Here is a 24,121-nt window from a genome sequence, read left to right as displayed (position 1 = left end):
CTTAGCCGCCCGGTGCCGGGGCGAAGATGGACTGCAAGTGCGCTTCGCTTTCGCCCATGCTGATGTTGTCGTTGAGGCCCTGGCGCAGGTAGGTCACCAGCTGCGGTTGCAGGGCGATGGCCAGGTCGGTCTCGCGATCACCGCCGGCCACGTAGGCGCCGACACTGATCAGGTCGCGGCTCTGTTGATAACGCGACCACAGCTGTTTGAACTGTTGCGCGCGGGCCATGTGCTCCGGCGTGACCACCGACGGCATCACCCGGCTGATGGACGCTTCGATGTCGATGGCCGGGTAGTGCCCCTCTTCCGCCAGACGACGCGACAGCACGATATGGCCGTCGAGCACGCCCCGCGCCGAGTCGGCAATCGGGTCTTGCTGGTCATCGCCTTCGGACAGTACGGTGTAGAACGCCGTGATCGAGCCACCGCCGGCTTCGGCGTTACCGGCGCGCTCCACCAGTTTCGGCAGCTTGGCGAACACCGACGGCGGGTAGCCCTTGGTGGCCGGCGGCTCGCCGATGGCCAGGGCAATCTCCCGCTGGGCCTGGGCGAAACGCGTGAGCGAGTCCATCAGCAACAGGACGTTCTTGCCCTTGTCGCGAAAATATTCGGCGATGCGCGTGCAGTACATGGCCGCGCGCAAACGCATCAGCGGCGCATCATCCGCGGGTGACGCGACGACCACCGAGCGCTTGAGGCCTTCTTCACCGAGGCTGTGCTCGATGAACTCCTTTACTTCACGGCCCCGTTCGCCGATCAGCCCCACCACGATGATGTCAGCCTCGGTAAAGCGGGTCATCATGCCGAGCAACACCGACTTACCCACGCCGGTACCGGCGAACAGACCCAGACGCTGGCCGCGTCCGACCGTCAATAATCCGTTGATGCTGCGAATGCCCACGTCCAGCGGCTGGCTGATCGGGTTGCGCTTGAGCGGGTTGATGGTGGGGCCGTCCATCGGCACCCAGTCTTCGGCTTTCATGCCGCCCTTGCCGTCCAGCGCGCGACCGGCGCCGTCGAGCACGCGGCCGAGCATGCTCATGCCCATCGGCAGGCGGCCGGTGTCGGGCAGGGGCACCACGCGGGCGCCGGGGGCGATGCCGGCGAGGCTGCCGACTGGCATCAGGAATATCTTGTTGCCGGAAAACCCCATGACTTCCGCTTCAACCTGCACCGGGTGATAGCTGTCGTCGTTGATCACCATGCAGCGGCTGCCCATGGCGGCGCGCAGGCCCTCGGCTTCGAGGGTCAGGCCGACCATGCGCAGCAGGCGCCCTTCGAGGATCGGTTGGCCCGGCAACTCGGTCGCCTCGGCGTAACCGCCGAGGCGCTTGGCGAAACTGGTGCGATCAAGGCGCATCGGGGGCGTCCAGGTCAACGCTCAGGTCAGGCTCCGACGGGTTGAGTGCTTGTTCGTGATGTTGGTCCAGGAGCTTGGCCATGATCTGGCTGATGCGGGTTTCCACCGTGGCATCGATGCGGCTGTGTTCGGTCTCGACGCGGCAACCGCCGGGCTGCAACGCGGCATCTTCGACGATGCGCCAGGTTTCTTCATGGCGCTCGCGCAGGGCTTTGACCTGTTCGAAATCCTGCGGGTTGATGTACAGCCGCACATTGCCGACGCCCAGGGGCAGCAGCTTGAGAGCTTCGCGCATCACGCTTTCGATCTGGCTGGAGTCGAGCACCAGTTCACGCTGGATCACCTGGCGAGCAATATGTTCGACCAGATTGACCATGGCTTTTTCAAGCTGCGAATCCTGCTCGGCGATCGGGTCGAACAGGCTGCCCATCAAGCGTTCCAGGCTGCCCAGCTTGACGTTCAACGCCGACTCGGCTTCCTGGCGCACCTTGAGCGTGGAGCTGCGAAAGCCGTCTTTTTCACCGGCTGCAAAACCTTCGTTGTAGGCTTCCTGGCGGATGCTTTCCAGCTCTTCCAGGGTCAGTGGCTGGACTTCGTCCAGCGGCACTTCTTCCATTTCCACCGGCGTCTCAACGACCGGCTCAGGCTCGGGTTCCGGCTGGTGCGGGTCGAAGCTGGGCAACGACCAGATGTCGAACCCGCCGACATCCCGTGCGCGAATCAGATCGCTGGGTGTCTCATCTTTGTTCGACATGCGGGGCGCCTTAAATCATTTCTTCGCCGCCCTTCCCGCCGAGAACGATTTCTCCGGCTTCGGCCATACGGCGGGCAATGGTGAGGATTTCCTTCTGGGCGGTTTCCACGTCGCTGACGCGCACCGGCCCTTTGGCTTCCAGGTCGTCGCGCAACAGTTCGGAAGCCCGCTTGGACATGTTCTTGAAGATCTTCTCTTTGACGCCTTCGTCCGAACCCTTGAGGGCCAGCACCAGCACGTCGGAGGAGACCTCGCGCAGCAGCGCCTGGATGCCACGGTCGTCGACATCGGAGAGGTTGTTGAACACGAACATGAGGTCTTCGATCTGGCCGGACAGGGTGTCGTCGATCTCGCGGATCGAGTCCATCAACTGGCCTTCGACCGAGCTGTCGAGGAAGTTCATGATGTCGGCCGCGCGCTTGATGCCACCCAGAGTGGTGCGCGAGGCATTCGAGTTGCCCGAGAACTGCTTCTCGAGAATCGTGTTGAGTTCTTTCAGGGCCGCCGGCTGCACGGTGTTCAGCGACGACACGCGCAGGATGATGTCCAGGCGCACTTTATGGTCGAAATGGCCGAGTACTTCACCGGCCTGGTCCGGGTCGAGGTACGCGACCACGATCGCCTGGATCTGCGGGTGCTCGTAGCGGATCACGTCCGCCACGGCGCGCGGCTCCATCCACTTCAGGCTGTCGAGGCCGCTGGTATTGCCGCCCAGCAGGATGCGGTCGATCAGGCCGTTGGCCTTGTCTTCGCCCAGTGCCGAGGTCAGCATCTTGCGGATATAGCTGTCGGAGCCGACGCCCAGGCTGGTCTGGTCGCCGACGATCTCGACGAACTCGCTCATCACCTGTTCGACTTGCTCGCGGTGCACATTGCGCATTTGCGCCATGGCCACGCCCACCCGTTGAACCTCTTTGGGGCCCATGTGGCGCAGCACTTGGGCGGCGTCGGTTTCACCCAGGGACAGCAGCAGGACTGCGGCTTTGTCGACCTTGGTGAGTTTGGCAACAGCGGCTCGACTATCACTCATCTGCGTTAATCCACTCTTTCACGACCTGAGCCACACGGCCCGGGTCTTCTGCCACCAGACTTTTGATTGCGTTCAACTGAGCGTCATAGCCTTCGCTAGGGCTCGGCAACAGGATACTTTGCGGGCCACCGAGGCTGACGCGGTCGTTGGCCAGTTCGCCATCCAGGCCGCCCATGCCACCCAACTCGACATCGCTGCCACCAAAGGCCGCCAGTTGTTTTTTGCCATTGCCGGTGATGTTGTTGAGCACCGGGCGCAGCACGCCGAACACCAGCACCAGGATGAACAATACACCCAATACTTGCTTGACGATGTCCCAGAACCACGGCTGCGTGTAGAACGCCGCTTCGGCGATGACTTCCGCACGCTCGGCGGAGAACGGCATGTTGATCACGCTGACGCTGTCGCCACGGCTGGCGTCGAAACCGACCGCGTCCTGCACCAGGCGCGTGAAGCGCGCCAATTCGTCGGCGCTCCAGGGTGCGCGGGTGACGGCGCCGTCAGCGGCATTGATCTTGACCTGATCATCGACCACCACCGACACCGACAGGCGATTGACACGGCCCTGCTGCTGCTTGGTATGGCTGATGGAACGGTCGAGTTCGAAGTTCTTGGTGGACTGGTTACGCTTGTCCGCCGGGTATGGCGCGAGCATCGGCTGGCCGGTGGCCGGGTCCATGATCTGTTGGCCGTTGGCGTCAAGCAGCGGCTGGCCAGCCGCAATCGCGCCGGCCGTGGCGGCTGCGCCACCGGTGGTTTGCGGCGCCGAGGCCGGGGCCGGTGGCTGGTTGCTCAGGGCACCCGGCACACCTTGCGGGCCATTGCTGGCGGTGCGTTGTTCGCTGGTGGACTGCTCGCTGCGCAGGGCCGGCTGGTCCGGGTTGAACTGCTCGGAGGTCGACTCGACAGCGCTGAAGTCCACGTCGGCGGACACTTCAGCCTTGTAGCGGTCGTTGCCCAGTACCGGTTGCAGGATGTTGTGCACACGCTGGGTGAGCATGCTTTCCATGCGGCGACTGTAGTCAAACTGCTTGCCGGCCTGGGTCAGCGCGGAGTTTTCCGCCATGTCGGAGAGCAGGTTGCCCTTCTGGTCGACCACAGTGATTTGCGACTTGCTCAATTCCGGAACGCTGGTGGCCACCAGGTTGATGATCGCCAGTACCTGGCCAGGCTCCAGGGAGCGGCCGGAAAACAGTTCAACCAATACCGAAGCACTTGGCTTGCGTTCGTCGCGCACAAACACCGAGCTTTTCGGAATGGCCAGGTGCACGCGGGCGCCCTTGACGTTGTTCAGGCTGGAGATGGTACGCGCCAGTTCACCTTCAAGGCCACGGCGGTAGCGGGTAGCTTCCATGAACTGGCTGGTTCCCAGGCCCTGGTCCTTGTCGAGGATTTCAAAACCGATGTTGCTGTCGGACGGGGTCACGCCGGCGGCGGCCAACTTCATGCGCGCACGGGCCACATCGTCAGCCTTGACCAGCAAGGCCCCGGAGTTCGGCTCCACGGTGTAGGCGATATCGGCGGCGGCGAGGGTTTCCATGATCTGCTTGGAATCCATGCCCGCCAGGCTGCCGTAAAGCGGCCGGTAATCAGGTTGCTGCGACCACAGCACCACGGCAAAACCAATCGCCACGCTGGCAGCCAGGCCGACCATCAGGCCCACCTGACGCAGCATGGTCATTTCGGAGAGGTTTTCCAGGAACGACAGGCCAAACAGCGGCGGCTTGCCGTCTGCCTTGGCGGGTACGTTGTCCACGACTGCTTCTGCCATGACTTAAATCTCGCCCTTAAACCGGCATCTGCATGATGTCTTGATAAGCCTGAACCAGCTTGTTACGCACCTGGGTCAAGGCCTGAAAGGAAACGCTGGCCTTTTGCGAGGCGACCATCACATCGGTGAGGTCCACGCCGCTTTTGCCGATTTCGAACGCGTTGGCCAATTGGCTGGAAGCCTGCTGGGTGTCACTGACTTTGTTGATTGCCTGACCGAGCATGTCGGCGAAACTGCTTTGGCCCAATTCCGGCGCGGGTGCGACGGATTTCGATTGAGCCATGGCGTCCATTTGCATGGAGCGCATATCCAACATCAATCGATTGAACTCAATACCCTGGCTCATGACCTTCTCTCTCCGACAACCCGCAAATTTTTGACACTACGCAGCGATTACTAGGGGAGGTAGCAACAAGGGTGCCAGCTCTGTAGCAACTCGTAAGAAAAGGCGACAAACCTTGTCCGCTTTGTTACTGATCAGGTGGAGAAAAGGTAGGCTTCGACATCCATGCCGGCGTCGCGCATCTGCGCCAGCTTGTAGCGCAGGGTGCGCGGGCTGATGCCCAGGCGTTCGGCGGCCTCCTTGCGGCGGCCACGCTCGGAACGCAGGGTGTCGATGATCATCTGGAATTCACGGCGACGCAGGTCATCGCCCAGGGCACCGGCAGACTCGGTTTCAGCCACCACCGCCGCTGGCGCCAGGCTTGGCAACGGCGCGGTGCCTGTGCCCATGGCCAGGCAGAAATCCTGGGGCTGGATCAGGCCGCCCTGCTGCAAAATCAGCGCGCGCTGGATCGCGTTGTCCAGTTCCCGCACGTTGCCGGGCCATGGGTAGCTGATCAGGCAGGCCTGGGCGTCGGCCGAGAGCCGTGCCTGGGCGTGCTTCATTTTTTTGACGTGGTTGTTCAGCAGGCGCTCGGCCAGCGGAATGATGTCCGCCGGGCGCTCGCGCAGCGGGCGCCAGGCCAGGGGGAATACCGAGAGCCGGTAGAACAAATCTTCACGGAAGCGCCCCGCCGCCACTTCACCCGACAGGTCGCGGTTAGTGGTGGCAACCACGCGGATGTCCAGCTGGATCGGCTTGCGCGCGCCCACCCGCTCCACTTCACGCTCCTGCAGCACCCGCAGCAACTTGGCTTGCAGGCCCAGGGGCATTTCCGAGATTTCGTCGAGCAGGATGGTGCCGCCGTCGGCCTGTTCGAACTTGCCCGCCTGCGCCGCGATGGCACCGGTGAACGAGCCCTTTTCATGGCCGAACAAAGTGGCTTCAAGCATGTTGTCGGGGATCGCCGCACAGTTGATGGCGATGAAAGGCTGCTTGGCACGGCTGGATTGCTGGTGGATATAGCGCGCCAGCACTTCCTTGCCGGTGCCGGACTCGCCGGAAATCAACACAGTGGAATCGCTGCGCGCCACGCGGGCGGCCAGCTCGAGCAATTGTGCGCTGGCCGGCTCGAACGCAATCGGGCCTTCGCCCTCGGTGGTCGAGATGACGCCCAAGGCATGCCGGGCCACCAGTTCGATCAACGCTTTGGGCTCGAACGGCTTGACCAGGTAATCCGCCGCGCCTTGACGCATGGCGTCTACCGCCCGCTCCACGGCGCCATGGGCGGTCATCAGCAACACCGGCAGTTGCGGCTGACGCGCGCGTAACAGGCCAAGCAACTGGTGACCGTCCATGCCCGGCATGTTCACGTCGCTGACTACCAGGCTGAAGGACTCCTGTTCGACAGCCTCCAAGGCTTCTTCGGCAGAACCGACCGCCCGGTAGCCATGGCCCGCCAGCAGCAGCGTGTCAGCCAATGCCTCACGCAGGGCGCGATCGTCTTCCACCAACAAAACCTTGATAGCCATAACCTTTTACTCCGCGCTTGCCGCGCTTGAAAACAGCGGCAAGGTCATCAATGCACACGTGCCACGCCCCAAGCGGGAATGCAGTTGCAATTCTCCCTGATGAGCACGCGCCACGGCCTTGACCACGGTCAGGCCCAGGCCTGTGCCGTTGGTCTTGGTGGTAAAAAAAGGTTCGCCCAGGCGCTGCAGCACCGCCGGGGGGATGCCGCTGCCGCTGTCGCTGATGCACAGGCGCAGGGTTTGCTCGCGGGTGTACAGGTGCACCTTGAGCCGCGCGCCGGGGCCGCTGGCCTGGGTCGCGTTTTCGATCAGGTTGAGCAACGCCCCCACCAGGGTGTCGCGGTTGCACAGCAATTCGCCGAGGCGGCTGTCACACTGCCAGCGCACATTGACGTCCTGGATATGCGTGGCGGCCGCCGCTTGCAAAGACTGCATCAATCCGGACGGCGTGACGCGGTCGGTCAGCGGCAATTCGCCGCGGGCAAACACCAGCATGTCGCGCACCTGGTGCTCCAGCTCATGGAGGCGCTCCTTGAGTCGACCGGCAAATCGCTGATGGGTGGCGGCGGGCAATTGCTCATCAGTCAAATGACTGGCGTAAATCAACGCGGCCGACAACGGCGTGCGGATTTGATGTGCCAAAGAAGCGACCATCCTTCCTAGCGACGACAAACGCTCATGCCGCGCCAATTGGTCTTGCAGGTGGCGGGTTTCAGTCAGGTCGTTGAGCAGCACCAACTGGCCGGGCTCGGCGTCGAGGGAACGGGTGGCAATGGACAGGCGGCGCCCGTCCTTGAGGGAAATTTCATGACCGTCATCTTCACGCGGCGCAAAACAGCGGGTGATGACTTCACGCCACAACTCGCCTTCGAGCGGCAGGCCGAGCATGTCGCAGGCGGCCGGGTTGGCCTCGCGCACGCGGCCTTGGTCGTCGATGACGATCACGCCACCGGGCAACAGCGACAGCAGGTTTTGCAGGCGGTTGGCCAGGCGCTCTTTCTCGGCCAGCTCTTCCATGCGCTGTGCGCTGACCACGGCCAGCTCGCCTTTCAGCTCGGACACCCGGGCTTCCAGCAGGCTGTAGGAATCAGTCAGTTGGCTCGACATCTGGTTGAACAGCGAAAACGCCTGCTCAAGGCCCTGGCGGCTTTGCTGCTCTACAGACGGAAGGAGCCCGGGGATGGCTGGGGCAGAAGATAGTTGGGCGGCGTGGGGCATCATGCTCTCTCGCTTGGCTGACCGTCAGTTAAACGGAACGTTGCGAGGGCTGTAGCAATACCCGTGCCTAAAAAAAACCGCTGATTAATCAGCGGTTTGAAAAACAGGCGTCAATCCTCCGCCTGTTCATCACCGTCTCGACGGCTCATGCCGTATTTGCGCATCTTCTCCACCAGGGTGGTTCGACGGATGCGCAGACGCTCGGCAGCACGCGCGACGATGCCGTTGGCGTCGTCCAGGGCTTGCTGGATCAGCCCTTGCTCGAGGTTGCCGAGGTAGTCTTTGAGGTCAAGGCCTTCCGGCGGCAGCATGGCGGTGGAACCGAAGTCCGGGGTATGGCCGTTGATGGCCACCCGCTCTTCCATGTCACTGCGCAGGCTGTCCAGTTGCTCGTCTTCATCGTCGACGTAGCGGAATTTCTTCGGCAACTCGACCACGCCGATCACGCCGTAGGGGTGCATGATCGCCATGCGCTCCACCAGGTTGGCCAGCTCGCGGACGTTGCCCGGCCAGCCGTGGCGGCACAGGGACATGATCGCGGCCGAATTGAAGCGAATCGAGCCGCGTTTTTCGTGCTCCATGCGCGAGATCAGTTCGTTCATCAGCAACGGGATGTCTTCCACGCGCTCACGCAGCGGGGCCATCTCGATTGGGAATACGTTGAGGCGGTAGTACAGGTCTTCGCGGAAGCTCCCGACCTCGATCATGCTTTCGAGGTTCTTGTGGGTGGCCGCGATGATGCGCACGTCGACGCTCTGGGTCTTGTTGCTGCCCACGCGCTCGAAGGTGCGCTCCTGCAACACACGCAGCAGCTTGACCTGCATCGGCAACGGCATGTCACCGATTTCGTCGAGGAACAGGGTGCCGCCGTTGGCCAGTTCGAAACGCCCGGCACGGCTGGTAATCGCCCCGGTAAAGGCGCCCTTCTCGTGGCCGAACAGTTCGCTTTCGAGCAGCTCTGCAGGGATCGCCCCGCAGTTGACCGGCACGAATGGCCCGTCGCGGCGCTTGGAGTGGTAATGCAGGTTGCGCGCGACCACTTCCTTGCCGGTGCCCGACTCGCCGAGGATCAGCACGCTGGCGTCGGTGTCGGCCACTTGCTGCATCATCTGGCGCACATGCTGGATAGCACGGCTGGTGCCGACAAGGCTGCGGAACAGGTTGGGTTCACGGTGGCGACCGCGCTCGCGGGCCTGGTCGTACATCTCGCGATAGACCTGGGCACGGTGCAGGGAATCAAGCAATTTGCTGTAGCTGGGCGGCATTTCCAGCGAGGAAAGCACGCGGCGGCGCTGGTCTTCCGGCAGGTCGAGCGAAGAAATATCACCCATCAGCAACACCGGAAGGAACTCATCCCAGGTCGACAGTGTCTTTAACAAGCCCAGAACTGCGCCAGGAGCGTTTACCGTCCCGATCAGCACACAAATGACTTCACGGCTCGATGACAATGAGCTGACCACCTGCTGCCAATCATGGCTGCCGCAGGGCAGATTTTCTTCGCCAAGAAAATTCAAAATCACCGCTAAGTCGCGGCGGCGGACGCTATCGTCATCGATCAGCAGAATTTTGGTTTCACGCCACATGCAATAGCAACTTCCCTAGTAAAACTCTCTGCCCAGAGTGCGGGCAATCAAGACGCGCGTAGGATTTATAACCCTATAGACGTCTGAAATCTGAAAACAACACTAGTTAAGTCAAAAATGCGGGCACAGTCAAATATATGACGCACCATTCGGACTAACTGAGCCAGTTCAGCCGAACAGATGGTAAACCTTTGACGCATTTTTAGCTTGGTTGATCTGCGACATCTCTTCGAAAATCGCCTGGCGTTCGCCGGTCGTCACCTCAAGCAACTGCTGATACACCACCAGCAAACTCTCCAGCTTCTCGCGCAGCGCACCCTCGTCCACTGGCGCTTCGCTGAGCACTTCATCAATCACCGCGCGACAGCCCAGGTCCAGCTCACCGACAGCCTCCCAGTTGCGCGCAGCCAACGCGTCGATCAGGGCTTCGCGGGTTTCATCGATGCGTTGCAGTGCGTGGCTCATGGTGTGTACCTCAAGGCTATCCGCCTTATTGTGGAGCGATGGCATCCCAGCCGGTCTTGACCGTAATCAGCAGACGAGCGACTTCGTCGATCATCTCAACATCATTCACTTGATTCGCCTCGACCAAGCGATTGCTCATGTAGTCATACAGGGCATCCAGACGCTGCACCGAAGCAGGATCTTCAGCCTTTTCCGGCTCCAGGCCATCGCGCAGTCCGGAAATGATTTCAATCGCCTTACCCAGCATCAGGCCTTTCTGAGCAATATCACCACGGCTCAATGCGCCTTTAGCCTGCGCCATGCGATCCAGGCCACCTTCCATCAGCATCTGCACCAGACGGTGCGGGCTGGCTTCGGAGACTTGAGCGTGGGAATTGACCTTCTGGTACTGGCGAAGGGCTCTCATCGGGTTCATGTTGCTACCTCGTTACTGGCGACAATCGAATAGGGTTGCTTAACCAGTTTTTCGACCGCGCCGCAAAAATCTTTAATCCAGGCTAGTAGTGCCAGACCGTCGGTAAAACCCTTGGCGGGGCGCTGAAACGCCCCGGCTATCAGCTCGACTTCGGATTGTTCAGCGAGTTGAGGGTAGTCATGATGCTGGAGCTGCTGGAGTTGATCTGCGCGATCATCGTGTCCATCGCGGTGTACTTGGCCGTCAGGGATTTCTGCAAAGCGTCCATGCGCCGCGTCAGGTCGTCCGTCTCTTTGGTCAAGTCAGTCAACTTGTTGTTGAGATCGGTGGCACGGGTCGCCAGGGTGCCGGTGCTGCCCACGTAGCTGTTGGTCGCCTTGTTCATCCGCGTGATCAAGCCGGTGTCGCCGGTGAACAGCTTGGCAATGTCGCCAGCGCCCTTGACCACCGCCTTGTCCCACGTCTTGTCGTCCAGGCTCAGCAGCCCGGTTTTCTGGTCGGTGGTGATGCCCATCTGCGCCAGGCTGCTCATGCTGCCTGCACCCGACCCGTTCACCAACTCGGAGCGCAAACCGTTCACCAGCTGACGCATAGAGGCGTCGCCCGTCAACGCACCTGCAACCGTGGTAGACGCATCACCGGTGGCGGTGACTTTGGTCTGAGTGTTGACGGCGGTCATCAGCGCGTTGTACGCGGTGACGAAGGACTGTACCGAGGTTTTCAACGTGTCGGTGTTGCTGGCCACGGTGATGGTCGTCGGTTTGGTAAGGTCAATGGTGTCCAACAGGTCCAGGGTCACACCACTGATCGCAGACGTGATCTTGTTGCTGGCGGATGACATTGCGATGTCATCAATGGAGTAAACGGCGTTTTTTGGCGCCGTGCCCTTGTCATAACCGGTGGCCAACTCTGAATCACCACTGAGGGTGATGTCGGTGCCTTCGCCCATAGTCGTCGAGGTCAGCACCAGCCGCGCGCCGTTGGAGTCACTCAGCACGTTGGCGCTGATGCCCTGGGACGAGAGCTGGGTATTGATGGACTCGCGCACCTGTTGCAGGGTTGCGCCACCAGCAATCACCACGTCGTAGCTTTTACCCGACTGGTTGATCGTCAGCGTCTGGTCTTCGTCGGTGCTATTGGCCTTGCCTGTCGCGCCGTCCACATTCACCACGGTGCTGACTTTCGAGGCGGTCGCCAGGTTCGTGACTTTCAACACGTACTTGCCGCTGGATGCGCCGTCACCCAGGGTGACCTTGGCGTTTTTCTCTTCCGAAGACGTCGCCGCCAACCCGTTAAACGCGGAGGCGTTGTTCAACTTGGTGATCGCCGCCTGGTAGGCTTCCAACGCCGTCTTGATCGTACCCACCGCCGACAACTGGACGGTGGCTTTTTTTTGCTCGCTGGTGATCTGAGCTTGCTTTGGCGCTTGCTCTGAACCCACCAACGCCTTGACGATAGCCTGCGTGTCGTAGCCCGAACCCGGGCCGGAAATCGTTGAACTAGCCATTTGCCATTCTCCTTGTTCTGCAGCGGCCGATTTTTTGGCGCTTGTGCGCGCTGACCGCAATCAGAAACATGTTTCGTGCCAACTCAAGCCTTCGTATCAAACAGCAGGCTGCTGGCATCGCTCAGGTTCTGCGCCAATTTCAGCGCGGTCTCCGATGGAATCTGTCGAATCACTTCACCACTGTCGGTGGCGATCACCTTGACCACCACTTTGCCAGTGGAGTCATCGATGGAAAAATCCAGGTTTCGCTGGGTAGCCTGCACAAACTCACGCATATCGGTTACCGCTTTTTCCAGCGCAATGCGCTGCGGTTCTTCACCCTTGTCCGGTTCACTGATGGCCGCAGGCTTGGCCTGGGTCACGGGAGGGCTGCTGGCCTGGGCCACGCTCGTCGGGTAAGGCGTGCTCAGCTTGATGCTCATGTCCATGTCACTACCTCCAAACTGAAAAAACGGAAGGGCACGTTGTTAAACGCACCCTCCCGTTATTTAACCGCTACCGCTATTACTGAAGCAGCTTCAGAACAGAAGATGGCAGTTGGTTGGCCTGGGACAGGATCGCAGTGGAAGCCTGTTGCAGGGTTTGTTGCTTGGTCAGTTCAGCAGCTTCAGAAGCGAAGTCAGCGTCTTCTACGCGGCCTTTGGCGGCCGTGGAGTTCTGCGAAATGCTCTGCAGGTTAGCCACGGTGCTGGCAAAGCGGTTTTGTACAGCACCCAGCTGGGAACGCTGGCTGTCGATCTGCTGCATGGCGTCGTCCAGAGCCTGGATGGCCTGCTGCGAAGAAGCGGCAGACAGGATGTTCAGGTCGGAAACGGTAGTTTCCATGGTCACAGCGGTCTTGGTGCCAGCAGCGGCAACAGTGGTCAGACCCAGAGCAGCCAGGCCAGTACCGGCGCTGCCGTCCTTGACGGTGATGTCTTTGTCAGCGAACAGGTTCAGGGTGCCGTCAGTGTTTTTGCTGGCTTGAACACCGGTGCTGGCGCTGTTGATCGAAGAAACGATCGCGTCAGCGGTATCGCCTTTCTTGAACTTGACTTCAACACCGTTGAGGCTAATCGAAGTGTCTGCGGTCAGCTTGGCCTGAGTAGTACCGGCTGCCAGGCCCAACTGCGACAGCGAACCGCTGGTGTTGTTGGCCAGCTTGATGTCAGCACCCTGACCGGAGGTAACCTGGAAACGACCGTTGGTGAACGATGCAGTACCACCCGTACCGGCAGCGGTTGTCAGGCTAGTCACGACGCTCGCGATGGTGGCGCTTGCAGCCCAAGTCACGTTATTGCCGTTTACAGAAACGGAACCGGCAGCACCCAGGGTAGTCGGGGTAGCGGTGGCGGTAGTGCCAGCGGTCATGCCCAAAGCGGTTGGACCGGTAGCAGGAGTGGCACCAATGGTAATCGCACTGCTGGAGGACAGAGAGACCACAAAAGTAGCGCTAGCGCTCGCAGTAACGCCAGTAGTCGCTGTTTGTGCGTTGATAGCTGCTACGGCTGCGGCAGAGGCAGCAGCGCCGGCACCCGCACCAGCAGCAGAGAGGGTGATCGCAGTACCGTTAATGGTGATGGCATCACCAGCACCAAGAACACCAGCGGCAGCAGAACCTGTGACAGTCGCCTTATCACCGATTACCGAACCGGTCGCAGTAGCAGCCAGGCCAGTCATCGCTGCGCCGTTGACAGCAGCTTCTTTGTAGTTACCCTTCAGCGCAGTCGAACTGATATCAGTCATACCGAACGAGATAGTCTCGTTGGCGTTTGCGCCGATCTGGAACGCTACGTTGTTGAACGAGCCGTCCAGCAGGTTACGACCACCGAAGGTGGTGGTGCTGGCGATACGGTTCAGCTCGCCCACTTTAGCGGTGAATTCTTGCTGCAGGGAAACACGGTCAGCGTCGCTTTTATCACCGTTCGCCGCTTGCAGGGCGAGTTCACGCAGACGCTGCAGGGTGTTGGTGGATTCTTGCATCGCGCCTTCAGCAGTCTGGGCGATCGAAACACCGTTGTTGGCGTTGGCGATGGCAACGTTCAGGCCTTTGACCTGGTTGTTCAGACGGTTGGCGATCTGCATGCCGGCAGCGTCGTCTTTGGCGCTGTTGATTTTCAGGCCGGAGGACAGACGGTTCATCGACTGGCTCAGAGCGTCGGAAGCTTTGTTCAGGTTCTTCTGGACACCCAGGGAAGTGATGTTGGTGTTTACTGATAATGCCATGACGAAATCCTCGTTAGTTGGATACTGCGGCTTCCGGCCCTGGCAACCGCCGGGTGTGGCCTAGAGAACCTTCGTAATAGTTATCGTCGTGTGGCGAGTTTGCTTGAGGGGTTTTTTGAAATTTTTTACTAGCACCGTGCCACCCCTTGCAATTCAAGGGTTTACGGCGGCTCAAAGCCGCGATTTCATTGGCTTTTCTGGCGCCAATAAAAAAACGCCGATGATCTTTCGATCATCGGCGTTTTTTTGTGGGGCGCTTTTGTAGAGCCTGTGCAGCCTATTAAAGGCTCAAGGACGATAGAGAATCGCCGAACCCCACGACAAACCCACACCAAAACCACTGATTGCCACGCGCTTCCAGGGGGCGCCCATCACGTGCTTTTCCAGCAGCAACGGAATGCTCGACGACACGGTGTTGCCGGTCTCGACCATGTCCTTGATGAACTTGTCCACCGGCGCATCTTCAAAACGCCGCGCCACGGCGTCGACAATCGCCGCACTGCCCTGGTGGATGCAGAAGGCATCAATGTCGTCAGCCTTAAGGTCCGACTCGTTGAGCAGCTCGTGCAAGTGCGCAGGCACCTTGAGCAGCGCGAAGTTGAACACCTGGCGGCCGTTCATGAAGAACACGCCGTCGCTGACCTTAAGGTGCGGTGCGCCGGAACCGTCGGTGCCGAACTTGGATTTGCCGAGCAACCACGGCGCGTCTTCACCCATCCAGGTGGCGGTGGCGGCATCGCCGAACAGCATGGTGGTGTTGCGGTCTTCCGGGTCGACGATCTTCGAGTACGGATCGGCGGTGACCAGCAGGCCGTTTTTCAGGCCAGTGGCTTCCATGAAGCCCTTCATCACGTAGATGCCGTAGACGTAGCCGGAGCAGCCCAGGGAGACATCAAACGCCGCCACATGCGTCGGCAGGCCCAGCTTGTCCTGGACGATGGCGGAGGTGTGGGGCAAACCCTCTTCGTCGCCGTTCTGGGTGACGACGATCAGCGCGTCGATGGACTCGCGCTTCAAATCCGGGTTATTGGCAAACAAAGCGTTGACCGCCTCGACACACAGATCGGAGGTTTCCTGTGCAGCATCCTTGCGCGGCAGGAACGCCGAACCGATCTTGCCAATGATGAACTCTTCATCCTTGGCGAATTTGGCACCCTGGGCGTAGTTATCGATCCCGTCTGCCGGCACGTAACTGGCGATGCTTTTTATGCCAATCATTGTGGCTTCCCAATACTAAATAGCTGGAGAACACCCCACGAACTGCCTCGGGGGTGCTGACAATAAAGGGGATAACCCCGCAAAAACTCGCTGAAAGCCGCCTCGCTAGGACCCGCAGGCGACTTATCCTTTTCACACGATACAGTGAAGATGCGCTTTATGACTCACAGGTCACTCAATTTTCTGCGCTTTGTGCAAAACCATTCAACAATTTAGTCCCGCAAACGACAACGGCCCACCCTGTTGCCAGGATGGGCCGCTGTGCATCAGCCAACTGATTACATCTTGTTGAACAGGCTCAACTGCGAGATTTTCACGAACGCCAGCTGCGAAGCCTCCAGCATGGTTTGCTGCAAACTCAGGTTGATGGCGGCGTCAGCGAAGTCGACGTTGCCCAATGCGTTCATGGTGGTTGCGTTCGCCAGGCCCAGGCTGGTGTTCTCCTGGCTCTGGATATCCAGGCCGTTCAAGCGTGCACCAATGCCACCGCGCACCTGGTCGATCTGGCTCTTGGCGTTGGTCAAGTTACCGATGGACCGGGCCACCACATCCTTGAGCTCCTTCTGCGCAGCCGGGTTGCCGTCTGATGGCGTTTCCAGGGTCTTGCGCAACTGGCTGAGGGTGTTGAGCACATTTTCGTTCTTGTTACTGGTGGCACCGATGGTGAACTGGTCGCCGGCGGCCGGTGCAGGTGCGGTGGTGACGTCAAGGGTCACACCCGCCACGGTGATCGAGGTCGCACCGGCGGCCAGGGTGTCATCGGCGATGGATTTGCTGTTCGCCGTATAAGGCTGGGCGTAGACACTGTAGGCGCCCGCTGCCCCAAACTTGACGACGACGCCTGAGTTGGGAAAGGTGCTGGCGTAAGCCGCAGGGTCGCTGACCTTGCCACCGCTCAACTGCGCCGTGGTCGGATTGCTCGGGGTGCGCGACACACTGAAGGTGTCCGGCTTGACGGAGAGGCTGAACTCGCGGTCTTTGACGATGGCGTCCGATGGCGCGCCCGGCAGCACGTCTTTGCCCAGCGCGTCTTTGCCCAGGTTCAGGCCAATGTCGAACTTGACGCCACGCAGGCTGACAGTCGAAGCGCCTTCCTTGGTGGCATCAAAGGTGCCGTTGCCCGGAATCTCGGAGGTGATGTCGTTGCCAGTGTTGTCGCTCACCGTGTATTGGGTGCTGCTGACAAACTTCAGCGTATAAGGCTGTCCGTCGGAGAAGCTGCTGCTGTAGCTGGTACCGGAAGCAATCAAGCCGGCCGACACCGTCACTTTGCCGTCATCGACCGCAGGCGGCACAAGGATAGGCGCGGTTTGGGTGCGCCCTGTGTTCGCCGTACTTTCGAGCATGGATTTTGCGGTGTCGCCCATCGTTATCGACAGGTTCTCCGAGACCTTCAGGCTCAACGGCGTGTCATCGCCCTGGTAACTGTAGGTGCCATCGTTGTTGCGCGAGTAAGGCGGCGTGTCGGTCTTGCTCCCCGAAAACAGGTAGTTGCCGCTGGCGTCCTTGGTATTGAGCAGGCCGAGGACCTGGTCTTCAATGGAGCCGACTTCGGCGGCAATCGATTTGCGGTCAGCGTCACTGATCCCGACGTTACCCGCTTGCAACGCCAATTCACTGGCTTTCTGCAGCGCCGTGTTGATGCTCTCCAGCACGTTATCTTCGGTCAGCAGCGAGTTTTTCAACGTATCAATATTGCCATTGAACTGGCCCAGCATGTCTTTCTGCTGCTGCAGCATCAACAACCGCGCCGCCGCCACAGGGTCATCTGCGGCCGTTTGCACGCGCACGCCGGAGCTTGCCTGGTCCTGCGCCTTTACCACACTGGAATAGTTGCTCTGGTATTTGGCGGAGCTGGTTTCGAAATACTGCTGTGTAGAAATACGCATCGTCCCAGCCTCCTTTAAAGAGCATTGATCAATGTGGTGAAGGTTTCTTGCGCAGCCTTGATGATCTGCGACGACGCGGTGTAGTACTGCTGAAACTTGATCATGTCACCCGCCTCGTCATCCAGGTTAACCCCGGACACCGAGTTGCGCGCTTCCTTGTTGGCACTCAGTAGAGCGCCGGTCGCAGCGGTGTCGACGCCGGCCTGGCTGGCCTTGGAACCCACCTGAGATACCAGGCGGCTGTTGGCCCCCACCAGGCTCACACCGGTATTACCGTCATTCATGCCGACGCTGGCCTTGGTCTGCAAATTGAGCAGTTCCTGGGCGTTGCGGCCGTCGGACTTGCCGCCACTGTTGAAGGCAAAGGTGGTGCTGTCACCGTCAGCGGGAGATCCGTTGACGGTGGTGTCGAATTTGAAGCTCTTGCCAGGGATCAGAGCACCGGCCGCGTCACGCATCGGCACATCCACGGTGATCTTGTTGCCCTGCCCCGGAATAATGGTGCCGGTGCCAATCGGGCTGCCCTTGGAATCGTTGATCGTATAGGACTGCGTGCCGTCGGCGGCCGGTTTGCCGAAGACCATTTTCACCGGCATCGAGTTTTCGATACCTGTACGCAACTGCGCCGTGTCGGTGCCGCCATGGATATCCAGCGGCACCGTCAAGGACGGTTGGGTGAACGTGCCCGTGCCGCTGTTGGTCGTGCTGCTGGTGCCCGCCAACGGGCCGGCAAAGGCCAGCTTGTTCGCATCGGTGAGCGCCACGCCAATGCCGCTCGCCCCGGTAGCGGTAGGGCTGACCTTGAAGCTGTCACCGAACGCCATCGTGCCCTTGCCATCCAGCGCCAGGGTGAAGCCATCCATGACCGGCGGCGGTGTGGTCGTAATATTGAAGGTGCCCATCGCCTTGCCATCCGAGCGCAGCACCGTGACCTGGTCGGGGTTGGCCGCATCGCTGAAGGTCACGCTGTAGTCGAAGGTGCTCAGCTGGCTGCTGTCCTTGATCGTCACATTCAGGTTGCCCGACGCGGCACTGTTACCCGCCGCGCCCTGACTGCGCGAGGCAATGGCGGTCGCGCTGTTGATGTCCTTGAACAACGAAACACCGAAATCACCATTCAGGTCCAGGCCCTGGCCCAGTTGATTATTGAGAGTGTCGGCGGTAGCGATAGCAAGACGCCCCAGCTCGTTGATGGCCGGCATCAGTGCATCACTGCGGTAGCGCAACAGGCCGCCGATGCTGCCGCCGGTGACCACCGAGCCCAGGTCCATGCCCGTACCGTTCATGTTCAGTTGAATGGTGTACTGGCTGTTGTCGGCCTTACTCGGCACCGCTGAAATAGTGTTGGAAATGCCACCTTCCACCAACGACTGGCCGGTGCCGGTGGTGATACTGAACTGGCCGTTCTTCTCGGTGGCGGTCACCCCGATCAATTCATTGAGCGAGCGTACGGCCTCGTTGCGTGAGTCCAGCAGGTTGGCGGGGGCATTGCCCGACGCGCCCTGTACCTGGAAGATCTGCTTGTTGAGCGAGGCAATCGAGGACGTCAGTTGGTTGACCTGGTCACTCATGGTGCTCAACTGACTGTTGATGGTCTCTTTCTGCTGGGTCAACTGCGTGGAGATCGAATTGAAGCGATTGGTCAGGGTCTGGGCATTGCTGACCAGCAATTGCCGGGCCGACAAATCGCTGGGGTTCGACGACGCGGTTTGCAGGGTCGCAAAAAAGGAACTGAGCACCGAGGACAGGCCTGTGGTTTTGTCCGACAACACCTTGTCTACCGAGCTGATCTGGCCCAAGTACGCATTGGCATCGCTGCTCAACGCCGTGCTGTTCTGGTAAGCGGTGTCCAGGTACTCGTTGTACACCCGGCGCACATCCGCCAAGGTGGTACCGGTGCCGATAAACACGCCGCCGAACTGGTTCGAGGCGTTGGTGGTCTGGCTGCTTTGCTGACGCGAGTACCCCGGGGTATTGACGTTGGCGATGTTGTTACTCAAGACCGACAACGATCCTTGAGCGGCATTGAGCCCCGACATCCCGATATTGAGCAAACTCATGGTTCAGACCTTATAAATGAGTGGTCGCGCCCGCGGCAGCGTAGTTCTGGTAACTGTTCATCGTTTTTGCGATCTGCGAAATCTTGCTGGCGTAGTCCGGGTCGGTTGCATAACCGGCTTTTTGCAACTCGCGCGCAAACTGTTCCGGGTTGTCGGCTGATTTCAAAACTTCTTTATAGCGATCATTGCTTTGCAGCAATGTGACCAGGTCATGGAAGCTGTCCTGGTAGGAATTGTAGGAGCGGAACTGCGCCGTTTCCTTGACCATCGAACCATCACGAAACTCGCTGGTGATCGCGCGGGCCTGGCCGCCCTGCCAACTCTGGCCGGCCTTGATGCCGAACAGGTTGTGGCTGCTGCTGCCATCCTCGGCGCGCATCACCGACTTGCCCCAGCCGGTTTCCAGCGCCGCTTGCGCCACCAGATACTTCGGATCGACACCGATACGTTCAGCGGCCGCCTTGGCCATCGGCAACATGGTGGCGACAAACTCATCCTGGGAGCTGAACGCTTTCTTCGCTGGCGCCAACGGTGGCTGGGCCACAGCGCGGCCGTAGACCTGCATGCGCTCGCTCGGTACGGCAAACGTGCGCGCGGTGCTGTTGACCACGTTGTCGGCGGCAGCGCTGTTACGCAGGGGGGCGCTTTTGGCATCGATAGCGACCGGCGCAGTCGGCACGATGCCGGCGAGCAGCCGATCGGTCAGCTTGCTCGGCAAGGCGATACGGCGCTGGTTCATCAGCTCCACATCGTTGGCGTGCGCACTGACGCCCTCGGGGACGGCCACGCGGTACGCCCACAGGGGGCGTTGGCCATTGGAGCGGCCCAGCGGGCCATCGGCCTGGGTGCCGGCAGCAATTTCCGTCGGCACGTTGGCCTTCTTCACAGGCTCGGCAGCTGCCGGGCCCTGCAAGGTGGCCGCCTGGGCGTCCACTGGCTTGTTCTTCTGCATCTGACGCATCAGCACGTCGGCCAGGCCGATACCGCCGCCCTCGCGGGACATCGAGACCGCCAACTGCTGGTCGTACATTTCCTGATACTGCTTGGCAGCCGGGGTGTTCAGCGGGTTGTCCTTGCCCAGGGCCTCGGTGGCCGAGCGCATGGATTTGAGCATCTCGCTCAAAAACAGCGACTCGAACTCCTGCGCCACTTTGCGCAGGTTGCCATCGCTGTTCTTGTCGGCACCGACCTTGAGCTGGTTAAGCCGGTTCAGGTCGGAATAAGACCCCGAGTCCGCCGAGCTGCTGATCCCGCTCTTGCGCATATCCATGGCCATGGCCTCAGATCACGATCAGGTCGGCTTGCAAGGCGCCGGCCTGTTTCAAAGCTTCAAGGATCGCCATCAAGTCGCCGGGCGCTGCGCCCACCTGGTTCACCGCGCGGACAATCTCGTCCAGGGTGGTGCCGGGGCCGAACTTGAACATCGGCTTGGCTTCTTGCTGAGCGTTAACCCGCGAGCGCGGCACCACGGCGGTCTGGCCGTTGGACAGCGGCCCCGGCTGGCTGACGATCGGGTCTTCAGTGATGGTCACGGTCAGGCTGCCGTGGGTCACCGCCGCCGGCGACACCTTGACGTTCTGACCGATCACGATGGTACCGGTGCGCGAGTTGATGATGACTTTGGCTACCGCCTGGCCGGGGTCGACCTCAAGGTTTTCCAGCAGCGACAGGTAGTCCACGCGCTGGCTTGGGTCCAGTGGCGCGGTGACACGAACCGAGCCGCCGTCAATCGCCTGGGCCACACCTGGGCCGAGCAACTCATTGATTTTGTCGACCACACGCTTGGCGGTGGTGAAGTCGGAGCGGTTGAGGTTCAGGGTCAGGCTGTTGCCCTGATTGAAGCCGCTGGGCACGGTGCGCTCTACCGAGGCACCGCCGGGGATGCGCCCGGCCGATGGCACGTTGACGGTGATCTTCGAACCGTCACGGCCTTCGGCGTCAAAGCCGCCCACCACCAGGTTGCCCTGGGCGATGGCGTAGACGTTGCCGTCGATACCTTTGAGCGGCGTCATCAACAACGTGCCGCCGCGCAGGCTTTTCGAGTTGCCCATGGACGACACGGTAATGTCCACCACTTGGCCCGGCTTGGCGAACGCCGGCAAGTCGGCACTGATCGACACGGCCGCGACGTTTTTGAGCTGCACGCTGCCTGAACCCGCCGGCACCTTGATGCCGAACTGCGAGAGCATGTTGTTGAAGGTCTGCAGGGTGAACGGAGTCTGGGTGGTCTGGTCACCGGTGCCGTTGAGCCCCACCACCAGGCCGTAGCCGATCAACTGGTTGGAACGCACGCCGGAGATGCTGGCGATGTCTTTCAGGCGTTCGGCCTGGGCCACTGCGCTCAGGCTCAGCAAGAGTGCCGCTGCCATCAGCTGTTTGAGTTTCAAAGTGGCCACCTAGAAAGGGAACAGCGGGCTAAGGAAGAAACGGTCGAACCAGCCCGGCTGACTCGCATCAGCAAACGAACCTGTACCCGAGTAGGTAATGCGCGCATCGGCAATCCGCGTAGACGGCACGGTGTTGTCGGTGGAAATATCATCGGCACGGACCATGCCGGCAATGCGTACCAGCTCGTCGCCGGTGTTGAGGGTCATCCACTTCTCACCGCGTACGGCGATGATGCCGTTGGGCAGTACATCGGCCACGGTCACAGTGATCGAACCGGTCAGGCTGTTGCCCTGCCCCGCCGAACTCTTGCCGTTGGTGGCGCGGTCGCCACTGTAGCCGGCATCCAGGCTCAGGTCGCCGCTGCCCAGCGGGTTGTTGGTATTGGGCACGCCGCCAAACAGCGAGGTCAGGCCGAGGCTGGCCTTGCTGGTCTTGCCCACCTGCGAGTTGGCATTCTTGCTGGCCGTGGTCTTCTCGTTGAGGGTAATGGTGATGATGTCACCGACCCGGAACGCCTTACGGTCGCTGTACAGGTTCTGTTCAAAACCGGCCTGGTAGATCGAGCCATTGTTGGCAGCGGCCGGCAACGGCGTGCGCGGCAACACCGGCGCGTAGTACGGGTCATTGGGTTTTGGCGTCGGGGCGACACAGCCCGCGAGCACGGCAATCCCACTCAATGCCAAAACGGAAACATAGCGATTCATGACCCTTACCTCACGGTGTTGCAGGCGCCCTCAAGAGCGCCCCATAGACTTGATTACAGATTCTGCGTTACGAACGAAAGCATCTGGTCGGCGGTGGAAATCACCTTGGAGTTCATTTCGTAGGCGCGTTGAGTGGTGATCATGTTGACCATCTCTTCAACGGTGCTGACGTTGGACGTTTCCAGGGTGCTTTGCAGCGTGGTGCCGAAACCGTTCAGCCCAGGGGTGCCGATTTGCGGCGCGCCGCTGGAGGCGGTTTCCAGGAACAGGTTATTACCCGTCGCCTGCAGGCCGGCCGGGTTGATGAAGTCGGCGGTTTGCAGGTTGCCGATCACTTGCGACGCCGGGTTACCGGCCACGGTGATCGACACGGTGCCGTCGTTGCCGACGGTGAAGGTCTGGGCGTTGTTCGGCACGACGATAGCCGGTTCCAGGGCGAAACCGTTGGCCGTCACGATCTGACCGTTGGCGTCCAAGTGGAAAGTACCGTCACGGGTATAGGTCGTGGTGCCGTCCGGCTGTAGAATCTGGAAAAACCCTTTGCCGTTGATCGCCATGTCCAGCGGCTGCCCGGTTTGCTGCAGGTTACCGGCGCTGAAGTTCTTCTGGGTGCCGACGATCTGCACACCGGTACCCAGTTGCAGGCCCGACGGCAGTTCGCTGTCCTGGGTCGACTGGGCGCCAGGCTGCTTCTTGATCTGATAGAGCAAGTCCTGGAACTCGGCGCGATCACGTTTGAAGCCCGTGGTCGACACGTTCGCCAGGTTGTTGGAAATGGTGGTCAGGTTGGTGTCCTGGGCGGACAGACCTGTTTTGGCAACCCATAGAGCCGGAAGCATGGTGTTCTCCTTCGTGCGCCTGTTTGTTGGCGCTGCGCTGCAAAATTAGTGGTGAGTCTCGAATCAGCTCATCGACAGAACGCGGGTCATAGCCTGGTCGTCTTCTTTAGCGCTGTTCATCATCTTGATGTGCAGCTCGAACTGCTTGGAAAGCGCCAGCACTGCGGTCATTTCTTCCACCGCATTGACGTTGCTTGCCTGCAGGAAGCCCGAGGTCAGGGTCACGCGCGCATCGGCCTGGGCCGGCTGGCCGTCCTTGGTGTGGATGGTGCCGTCCAGGCCTTTGGTCATGTTCTTCAGGTCGGGCTGGACCAGCTTGATGCGGTCCACTTCAGCCATCACACGCGGGCCTTCGCCCATGGCGCGGATGCTGACGGTGCCATCGGCACCCACTTCGATTTTTTGCTGGGGCGGCACGGCAATCGGGCCACCGTTGCCCATGATCGGCATACCGTTGCCGGCCCGCAGCACACCCAGCGCATCGACGTTCATGCTGGCGCTGCGCACGTAGGCTTCACCGCCATCCGGGGTTTGCACGGCCATCCAGCCGTCGCCGCTGACGGCTACATCAAGGTCGCGACCGGTTTCGATCATCGCACCCGGGGAGAAATCGGTACCTGGCCGCTCGGTCAAGGCAAACGCCCGCGCCGGAAAGCTGTCACCGAACACCGGCATCGAACGCGCCTGCTCCAGGTCACGCTGGAAGCCGTTGGTGGAAATGTTCGCCAGATTGTTGGCATGGGCCTTCTGCGCCAGTGCATTCTGGCTGGCGCCGGTCATTGCCACATAAAGGTATTTGTCCACGCTCTATCCTCTTTCTGACGGACGCTTGCCGCCCACCGCTGTACTGATGAGGCTTAA

21 protein-coding genes are annotated in these 24,121 nt (G+C 60.6%); all 21 read right to left on the bottom strand.

The window, feature by feature from the left end; genetic code table 11:
- Position 1: 1 nt before the first annotated feature.
- The 21 genes from fliI to ACR52_RS04220 all read right to left on the bottom strand — a co-directional run bounded on the left by fliI (position 2) and on the right by ACR52_RS04220 (position 24,064).
- The gene (gene fliI / locus ACR52_RS04320) at positions 2-1,360 is read right to left on the bottom strand and encodes a flagellar protein export ATPase FliI (protein WP_048720876.1); all 1,359 of its coding nucleotides are present in this window, start codon (positions 1,358-1,360) and stop codon (positions 2-4) included.
- Positions 1,350-2,114, bottom strand: coding sequence for a flagellar assembly protein FliH (fliH, locus tag ACR52_RS04315; protein WP_048720874.1), 765 nt, complete (start codon positions 2,112-2,114; stop codon positions 1,350-1,352). Before fliH ends, fliI begins: the two co-directional genes overlap by 11 nt.
- Positions 2,115-2,124: 10 nt before the next feature.
- The gene (gene fliG, locus ACR52_RS04310) at positions 2,125-3,144 is read right to left on the bottom strand and encodes a flagellar motor switch protein FliG (RefSeq protein ID WP_048720872.1); all 1,020 of its coding nucleotides are present in this window, start codon (positions 3,142-3,144) and stop codon (positions 2,125-2,127) included.
- The gene (gene fliF / locus ACR52_RS04305; RefSeq protein ID WP_048720870.1) at positions 3,137-4,915 is read right to left on the bottom strand and encodes a flagellar basal-body MS-ring/collar protein FliF; all 1,779 of its coding nucleotides are present in this window, start codon (positions 4,913-4,915) and stop codon (positions 3,137-3,139) included. The genes fliG and fliF overlap by 8 nt, the downstream gene beginning before the upstream one ends.
- Before the next feature lie 16 nt (positions 4,916-4,931).
- Entirely contained in the window at positions 4,932-5,261 is a 330-nt protein-coding gene (gene fliE, locus ACR52_RS04300; protein WP_048720868.1) for a flagellar hook-basal body complex protein FliE, read from the bottom strand.
- Positions 5,262-5,392: 131 nt separating this feature from the next.
- Positions 5,393-6,769, bottom strand: coding sequence for a sigma-54-dependent transcriptional regulator (locus tag ACR52_RS04295; protein ID WP_048720866.1), 1,377 nt, complete (start codon positions 6,767-6,769; stop codon positions 5,393-5,395).
- 6 nt (positions 6,770-6,775) lie between these two features.
- Entirely contained in the window at positions 6,776-7,987 is a 1,212-nt protein-coding gene (locus ACR52_RS04290; RefSeq protein ID WP_048721337.1) for a sensor histidine kinase, read from the bottom strand.
- A 110-nt stretch (positions 7,988-8,097) separates the two neighbouring features.
- Positions 8,098-9,570, bottom strand: a complete 1,473-nt coding sequence (locus tag ACR52_RS04285; RefSeq protein ID WP_048720864.1) for a sigma-54 dependent transcriptional regulator — start codon at positions 9,568-9,570, stop codon at positions 8,098-8,100.
- A 168-nt stretch (positions 9,571-9,738) separates the two neighbouring features.
- Entirely contained in the window at positions 9,739-10,035 is a 297-nt protein-coding gene (locus ACR52_RS04280) for a flagellar protein FliT (protein ID WP_048720862.1), read from the bottom strand.
- A 25-nt stretch (positions 10,036-10,060) separates the two neighbouring features.
- Positions 10,061-10,450: a flagellar export chaperone FliS gene (gene fliS, locus ACR52_RS04275; protein ID WP_048720861.1), complete on the bottom strand. Its 390-nt coding sequence runs from the start codon at positions 10,448-10,450 to the stop codon at positions 10,061-10,063.
- Between the two features lie 139 nt (positions 10,451-10,589).
- On the bottom strand, positions 10,590-11,957 hold the full coding sequence (gene fliD / locus ACR52_RS04270) for a flagellar filament capping protein FliD (protein ID WP_048720860.1): 1,368 nt from the start codon (positions 11,955-11,957) through the stop codon (positions 10,590-10,592).
- 83 nt (positions 11,958-12,040) lie between these two features.
- Positions 12,041-12,385 carry a flagellar protein FlaG gene (locus ACR52_RS04265; protein ID WP_048720858.1) on the bottom strand — a complete coding sequence of 115 codons (345 nt, stop codon included), beginning with the start codon at positions 12,383-12,385 and terminating at the stop codon, positions 12,041-12,043.
- Between the two features lie 76 nt (positions 12,386-12,461).
- Positions 12,462-14,162, bottom strand: coding sequence for a flagellin N-terminal helical domain-containing protein (locus ACR52_RS04260; RefSeq protein WP_048720856.1), 1,701 nt, complete (start codon positions 14,160-14,162; stop codon positions 12,462-12,464).
- 288 nt (positions 14,163-14,450) lie between these two features.
- Entirely contained in the window at positions 14,451-15,380 is a 930-nt protein-coding gene (locus ACR52_RS04255; RefSeq protein WP_048720855.1) for a ketoacyl-ACP synthase III, read from the bottom strand.
- Between the two features lie 278 nt (positions 15,381-15,658).
- Entirely contained in the window at positions 15,659-17,269 is a 1,611-nt protein-coding gene (locus tag ACR52_RS04250) for a flagellar hook-associated protein 3 (RefSeq protein WP_048720852.1), read from the bottom strand.
- A gap of 14 nt (positions 17,270-17,283) precedes the next feature.
- Positions 17,284-19,329, bottom strand: coding sequence for a flagellar hook-associated protein FlgK (gene flgK, locus ACR52_RS04245; protein WP_048720850.1), 2,046 nt, complete (start codon positions 19,327-19,329; stop codon positions 17,284-17,286).
- Positions 19,330-19,339: 10 nt separating this feature from the next.
- Positions 19,340-20,605, bottom strand: coding sequence for a flagellar assembly peptidoglycan hydrolase FlgJ (gene flgJ, locus ACR52_RS04240; protein WP_048720848.1), 1,266 nt, complete (start codon positions 20,603-20,605; stop codon positions 19,340-19,342).
- Between the two features lie 4 nt (positions 20,606-20,609).
- Complete coding sequence (locus tag ACR52_RS04235) at positions 20,610-21,698, bottom strand: flagellar basal body P-ring protein FlgI (protein ID WP_048721334.1); 1,089 nt, start codon at positions 21,696-21,698, stop codon at positions 20,610-20,612.
- Positions 21,699-21,725: 27 nt separating this feature from the next.
- Complete coding sequence (gene flgH / locus ACR52_RS04230; protein WP_048720846.1) at positions 21,726-22,421, bottom strand: flagellar basal body L-ring protein FlgH; 696 nt, start codon at positions 22,419-22,421, stop codon at positions 21,726-21,728.
- A gap of 53 nt (positions 22,422-22,474) precedes the next feature.
- Positions 22,475-23,260 carry a flagellar basal-body rod protein FlgG gene (gene flgG / locus ACR52_RS04225; protein WP_048720844.1) on the bottom strand — a complete coding sequence of 262 codons (786 nt, stop codon included), beginning with the start codon at positions 23,258-23,260 and terminating at the stop codon, positions 22,475-22,477.
- Positions 23,261-23,323: 63 nt separating this feature from the next.
- Positions 23,324-24,064 carry a flagellar basal body rod protein FlgF gene (locus tag ACR52_RS04220; protein WP_048720842.1) on the bottom strand — a complete coding sequence of 247 codons (741 nt, stop codon included), beginning with the start codon at positions 24,062-24,064 and terminating at the stop codon, positions 23,324-23,326.
- Positions 24,065-24,121: the final 57 nt, after the last annotated feature.

The organism is Pseudomonas fildesensis, from assembly GCF_001050345.1.
Lineage (GTDB): Bacteria > Pseudomonadota > Gammaproteobacteria > Pseudomonadales > Pseudomonadaceae > Aquipseudomonas > Aquipseudomonas fildesensis.
This window is presented reverse-complemented; position numbering and strand designations above follow the sequence as displayed.